Genomic DNA, 5,619 nt, shown 5'->3' with positions numbered 1-5,619 from the left:
GGAAGATGTTCTGGGGAATGATCCCGATCTTCGCCTTGCCCACGGAGAGCAGGCCGGGGCAGTTGGTGCCGATCAGCCGGGTTTTCTTGACGCGCTTGACGTAGTCGGTAGCCGTGATCATGTCCTGCTGGCTCAGACCGTCGGTGATACAGACGATCAGCTCACAGCCCGCGTCCGCGCCCTCGATGATCGAGTCGGCGGCGAACTTGGGAGGCACCACGACAAAGTGGGCGTTGGCACCGGTCTTCTCGACCGCTTCCGCGACCGTGTTGAACACCGGAACCGTGTACTTTCCATCATCGCTGGTCCAGGTCTGACCACCCTTGCCGGGGGTTACCCCCGCAACGACCTGTGTGCCGTAGGCGAGCATCTGCCCACTGTGAAAGGTGCCTTCCCGACCGGTGATGCCAGAGACGACAACCTTGGTTGTTTCATCAATCAGAATCGCCATTTTTCGTTTATTTCTGTCGTTTCAGGTAGTAGGTTGCGACTTCCTCAACGTACTCGTCACCCTCTTCATTTTCGCTGTTCTCTTCTGCGTAGGTTACTTCGCTGATCTGCACCGAGATTAGCTCCCAGTTATCCGCACCCAGCTCATTGAGCATTGTCTCGTCGTCCGTATCTTCTGCGGAGGTGATAATTTTATATTCCCAGGCCATGGTAGTTCTTCTTTCTTTTAGGGCTGTTAGAGCAGCGCGACAACTTTCAGTGCGGCTTCCTGCATGGTGGCCGCAGGGACAAGGTTAGCGTCTTTGAGGAGCGCGAGGCCCTCTTCGGAGTTGGTTCCTGCAAGGCGAACGACCAGCGGGACTTTGATGTCCATGGTGCTGGCGGCCTCGATAATACCCTTCGCCACCTCGTCGCCACGGGTGATTCCACCAAAGATATTGATCAGGATCGCCTTCACGTCTTTATCGAGTAGGATCAGCTCAAGGGAGCTACGCACCAGCTCGGCCTTGGCGCCGCCTCCGATGTCTAAGAAGTTGGCAGGCTGACCGCCCGCCCGCTTGACTTCGTCCATCGTGCCCATCACAAGCCCGGCGCCGTTGCAGATAATGCCGACGTTGCCGCCTAGATGGACATAGTTGTTGATCCCACGCCGCCGCGCTTCTTTCTCAAAGTGATTCAGCTCGTCGGAGTCCTCGCCGTGCGCGGCAAGCTCGGGATGACGGTAGAGGGTATTGTCGTCAATGTCTATCTTCGCATCGCCCGCGATAAAGTTACCGTCGGCGAGCACTACTAGTGGGTTGATCTCAGCCAGGGTGGCATCGGACTTCAAACATGCTTGGTAGAGGTTCTTGATAAACGGGGCGAGCTTGGAGAGCTCGGAGTCTGGGATGCCGCCTTTACGGGCCAGCTCGCGGATGTGAAAATCTTTGACGCCGATCGCGGGATCCACGGGATGGCGGCCAATGGCATCGGGGTGAGAGTGGGCCACTTCCTCGATATCCATACCTCCCTGGGAGGAGAGAATCAGCACGTTGCGCTGAGTGTCGCGGTCCACAACCACGCCTAGATAATACTCTTTGGCGATCGGGAGTAGCTCCTCCACTAAGAGCGTCGTGATTGTCAGTTCTTCTTTGGCTTGCTCAAAATAGAGCTTTTTGCCTAAGATCGAACCCGCGAACTCCGCACACGCCTCGGCGGTTTTTGCCACCTTCACGGCTCCGGCCTTGCCCCGCCCGCCCGCGAGCACCTGAGCTTTTACCACTGCCCCGCCCCCGAGTGACTCGGCGGCGGCTTTAACCTCGTCTTGGGTCGTACAGACGATCCCCTTGGGCGTAGGCACTCCAAACTGAGCCAGGAGCGCTTTAGCCTGATATTCCTGCATCTTCATAGCGGAGGTATTGTACCCGATCTTAGAGCAAGCGCAGTGGGGTGAAGGCGATCCGGTCACAGGCGACACAGTAGCAGCGCACGCCCGAGATTTCTTCGCCCTGGCAGACCAGGGCTTCGTCCTCTGGGAACGAGCGCAGGTGCACATGCCCGTAAACACAGGCGCTCACTCCAGCGGCACGGAGAATGTCTAAAAAGGGCTGGGGTGGGTAGTGGAGCATCGCGATCTTCACGGGCGCACCGGCGATTCCCACCAGGCTCTTCTCCAGGCGCTTGCGCTCGCGTTCCAGAATCCTGTCGTCGCTGAGGTCCCAGCCACGGGTTCCGGCGATACCGATGTCGCCAAAACGCTGGGGCGGATCCAGTAGCCCGGGGAACTTCAGGCGCTTGTCAGACTCCCACCAGTAGTCGTGGTTGCCCTTGATGCAGATTTTTGTGCCGGGAAGCTTGGTGAGAAACTCCAGATCAGGCGTCGCCTGGCGCGGTTTTGTGGCCCACGAGAGGTCGCCTGGGATGAGAAGTATGTCATCGTCGCCGAGGGTCTGCCAAGCGCGTTTGAGAATTTTCTCGGGGTGATGCCACCACTCACTGCCGAAGCGGTGCATGGTCTTATTCACCCCGAAGCCTAAGTGTGTGTCTGCGAGGGCAAAGACTCTGGGATCTGTGGGGGACGCGTTATTCGACAATCGAATCGTGAACCCGGACACTGCTCCAGAGGTGCTTATTTGCGGCGATAAACGCAAGATGCACCGGGTGATCCTGGTACACATCGTGCCCGGCGGTGTCCTCAAAAGCCGTCAGGAGTGCCACAGCGTAGCCGTTATCTACAACCTCGCGCGGTGTCCCCGCCGTGTGCCCCACTTTGAAAAACGTCAGGCCCGGAATCGCCGCCAGGGTGCGACAGCCCGCCGCAAGCGCTTCGGCATCGCCGGGCTGAGCAGCTTCGCGGGGATAGAAATAGACTGCGTGAAAAAACATGACTGCTATTCTACTCGATTCCTGCCGTTTTTAATGCCGCTTCCAGCCGGTGATCGCCCTCGCCTTGGTTACCCACGAGCGTTGCCACGATCTTGCCGTCTTTGCCAATCACGATTGTGACGGGGATCATGGTGACACCGAACTTATTGCGAGCCACACTCTTGAACATATCGCGGCCAGCGGGGTCTAGGACAAGAGGGAAGGTGAATTTGTTCGTCTTGCGCCAAGCGTTGTATTTCTCTGTCTCATCAAAGACATTGGCGGCCAAGATCGTTACATCCTCACGGCTCTTAAGTCCCTGCCAGACTTTCTCTAGGTGTGGAAACGATGCGATGCACGGGCCACACCACGTTGCCCAGAAGTCCAGAACAACGACTTTCTTTCCCTTGAAGTCTGCCAAGCGAATACTGGAGCCATCCGGAGCTTGGAATGTGGCATCAGGGGCATCATCTCCCGCCTTGGGCAGACGTGGCGCAGGGGGGGGCTTTGGCGCTGGGACTTCGTTGGTGGGGACGATGGTTAGGTTTGTGCCATCGGGCGAGATGCGGGCACGGTAGATTTTATCGCCAATCTCCATCGGCTTGGCGAGGTCAAACAAGGGGCTGCTAAAATCAATTGCCCCCGTGCCCTTAAGATCAAGCGCTAGATAGACGGGAGCCGTCGGAGTGGAGTTAAACACACCGTCACTATTTGAATCCGCCACAAGTGCCTTAATAGTCTTGCCATTGAACGCGATCTCGCCGACCATCGCTCCGTTGCGTTGTGTGAATATTTTATCGGCGGGCCCGTAGAAGTTGAGGGAGTAGGGACGGCTTGAAACTTCGCCTGTGGCCGGGCCATACGATGCACGCACCGAGCGCTGGACGGTTTTACCATCCCAGATGGCCGGGGCATCGTCGGTGAGATCGCCGTTGTTGTTGTCATCCACAAAGAGCTGGCTTCCCGCAAGAACCACAGTTACCACGGAGCGTGGTCCATCGCCAACCGTGATAGTTCCGTAGCGAGGAGCGGCGCTGTAGGTCGGCTCTTTGGTAATGCTCGCTGGCTTTGTGTCACTCAAAGTCACAGGGACGGGGACAGACTTGAGTCCCAGCTTTCCCTTGTAGGTCTCGGAGAAGGCCACGGGATCGAAGCTGAGCTTGGTGCGCATGGTGCCGGGAATGGTCAAGGGGCTGGCAGGGATAATTTTGGGAGCGTTGGGATCGCGTGGAGGCGCTGGGGCATCCCCGCCCACCGTGCCAATATCCACGCCTGCCTTTTTCAAGGCCGCTTCGAGCCGATGGTCGCCTGTGCTGTAGCCTACGATGGCATCTACGACTTTGCCGTCTTTTCCAATCACAAACGTGGTCGGGATCCCGGTGACCCCAAAGACATTTCGAGAGAGCTTAGTCGCGTTATCGCGGCCCGCCGGATCGTAGCCGTAGGGGAAGCTGTACTTGTCTTTGTTGTCCACCACCCATTTCTCAAATTTTTCACGCTCGTCCGAGGTGCATAGCGCCAACACCGTGGTATCGTCGCGTGTTTTAAGCTTTTTCCACACCTCTTCCAGGTGGGGCATCGCCGCTTTACACGGGCCGCACCAGGTTGCCCAGAAGTCCAGAACGACCACCTTTCCACGCATTGATGCAAAAGTGACTTTCTTTTTTCCTCCAGGAGCATCTACCGAAAAATCTGGCACCATATCTCCTGCCTTGAGCAAGGCAGGTGCCAGAGGCAGGTTTGACGGTGCAGCCGCGGCAGGCGCGGGCTGTATTCGTAGAGGGAGCGCAGGGCGCGTCTCTTGAGTCAGCGCTAGGAGCGCCAAGGGGATTAGGGTTATCATGAACTTAGAATACCTTTTTTAAAGACTTTAAAGTGTTGCAAGCGCCGTACAAGCCGTGTCGACCGTGGGGAAGTTTGTGTTGGGGCGGTTCGGTCTCCAGAGTACAGCGGGAGCGACCGTATTCCGAGGGCGAGACCACTTGGCATGACCATCGGCGAAGGTGTAGTTCGCTCCTTGGCTGTGGCGCTTGAAATGCTGGTAGTTGCTATTGGCGCTAAAGGTGGGGAACTCGACCCGGCACGCGCTTATGACATCGAAGAAATTGCTAAAGTTGGTCGCATAGGCTTGGCGGAGAGCATCCCCCATGAGGATCAGCTCAGCAGGATACTCTGCCTGCGCCAACGAAAAAGTTCCGGGATCGGCGATTGTCGGTACAAAGGCGAGACTTCGCGAAACTTGCGGGTTCATGCCATAGGTGCGGGTTGCTGCCGTTGTTGCGGTGGAGTTCGTATTGGAAACATCGGGGCAGTTCCAAATCTGCCGGTTCTTGGTATAGGGCTCAAGAAGGGCAGGGTAGGTGCTGAGGGGGATACCGCCTATGCCACCAATAGTGAGAGGAACCAGGGTCTCATCGTAGTCTTGAGAGTACATCATGGTGCTGAGAGCGATCTGCTTACAGTTAGAGAGGCAGGCGGTCTGGCGTGCTTTGGCACGGGCTTGGGCAAAAACGGGAAAGAGAATGGCGGCAAGAATCGCAATGATCGCGATAACGACGAGGAGCTCGATGAGGGTAAAAAAACGACGCATGAAAACGTCTCCTTACGAAGGGAAGTGCCCCAATCGGGGTGGATTGTGGGCAGGATAACACAACCTTAAAAAAAGTGCAAAATGAAGGGTTGGCTTTTTCACGAATGGTTTGCCGAGGCCTGAAAGTCCCCGTCTCATCGGCTTCGCCAAGCGGCCCGAGGCCGCGCCAAACGCCTCCTTCTCTGCGGGCTCGGCCCGCTTCGCGCGGAGCGCGGCCCAGAGATGGCCTTTCAGGC

Annotated in this window: 6 protein-coding genes and 1 pseudogene; all 7 read right to left on the bottom strand. The window is 57.2% G+C overall.

The features are described 5' to 3' along the window. Positions 1–451 (bottom strand): annotated as a pseudogene (locus tag ACH2EH_RS06500) (succinate--CoA ligase subunit alpha); the annotation flags it as partial. 7 nt (positions 452–458) lie between these two features. Next, positions 459–659 carry a DUF4177 domain-containing protein gene (locus ACH2EH_RS06495; RefSeq protein ID WP_309694881.1) on the bottom strand — a complete coding sequence of 67 codons (201 nt, stop codon included), beginning with the start codon at positions 657–659 and terminating at the stop codon, positions 459–461. Between the two features lie 26 nt (positions 660–685). Next, the gene (gene sucC / locus ACH2EH_RS06490; RefSeq protein ID WP_395140060.1) at positions 686–1,837 is read right to left on the bottom strand and encodes an ADP-forming succinate--CoA ligase subunit beta; all 1,152 of its coding nucleotides are present in this window, start codon (positions 1,835–1,837) and stop codon (positions 686–688) included. 22 nt (positions 1,838–1,859) lie between these two features. Next, positions 1,860–2,522, bottom strand: a complete 663-nt coding sequence (locus ACH2EH_RS06485; protein ID WP_395140058.1) for a metallophosphoesterase — start codon at positions 2,520–2,522, stop codon at positions 1,860–1,862. Then, the gene (locus ACH2EH_RS06480) at positions 2,512–2,814 is read right to left on the bottom strand and encodes a Dabb family protein (protein WP_395140056.1); all 303 of its coding nucleotides are present in this window, start codon (positions 2,812–2,814) and stop codon (positions 2,512–2,514) included. Before ACH2EH_RS06480 ends, ACH2EH_RS06485 begins: the two co-directional genes overlap by 11 nt. Before the next feature lie 10 nt (positions 2,815–2,824). Continuing rightward, the gene (locus ACH2EH_RS06475; protein ID WP_395140054.1) at positions 2,825–4,636 is read right to left on the bottom strand and encodes a TlpA family protein disulfide reductase; all 1,812 of its coding nucleotides are present in this window, start codon (positions 4,634–4,636) and stop codon (positions 2,825–2,827) included. A 27-nt stretch (positions 4,637–4,663) separates the two neighbouring features. Continuing rightward, entirely contained in the window at positions 4,664–5,383 is a 720-nt protein-coding gene (locus tag ACH2EH_RS06470) for an H-X9-DG-CTERM domain-containing protein (protein ID WP_395140052.1), read from the bottom strand. Positions 5,384–5,619 lie beyond the last annotated feature (236 nt).

Origin of the sequence: Armatimonas sp. (genome assembly GCF_043760365.1) — a bacterium.
Taxonomy (GTDB): domain Bacteria; phylum Armatimonadota; class Armatimonadia; order Armatimonadales; family Armatimonadaceae; genus Armatimonas.
This window is presented reverse-complemented; position numbering and strand designations above follow the sequence as displayed.

Excerpts from the sequence above, each read along its gene's own strand:
- sucC (WP_395140060.1), bottom strand. The coding sequence starts at position 1,837 with ATGAAGATGCAGGAATATCAGGCTAAAGCGCTCCTGGCTCAGTTTGGA.
- ACH2EH_RS06480 (WP_395140056.1), bottom strand. The coding sequence starts at position 2,814 with ATGTTTTTTCACGCAGTCTATTTCTATCCCCGCGAAGCTGCTCAGCCC.
- ACH2EH_RS06475 (WP_395140054.1), bottom strand. The coding sequence starts at position 4,636 with ATGATAACCCTAATCCCCTTGGCGCTCCTAGCGCTGACTCAAGAGACG.
- ACH2EH_RS06470 (WP_395140052.1), bottom strand. The coding sequence starts at position 5,383 with ATGCGTCGTTTTTTTACCCTCATCGAGCTCCTCGTCGTTATCGCGATC.
- ACH2EH_RS06495 (WP_309694881.1), bottom strand. The coding sequence starts at position 659 with ATGGCCTGGGAATATAAAATTATCACCTCCGCAGAAGATACGGACGAC.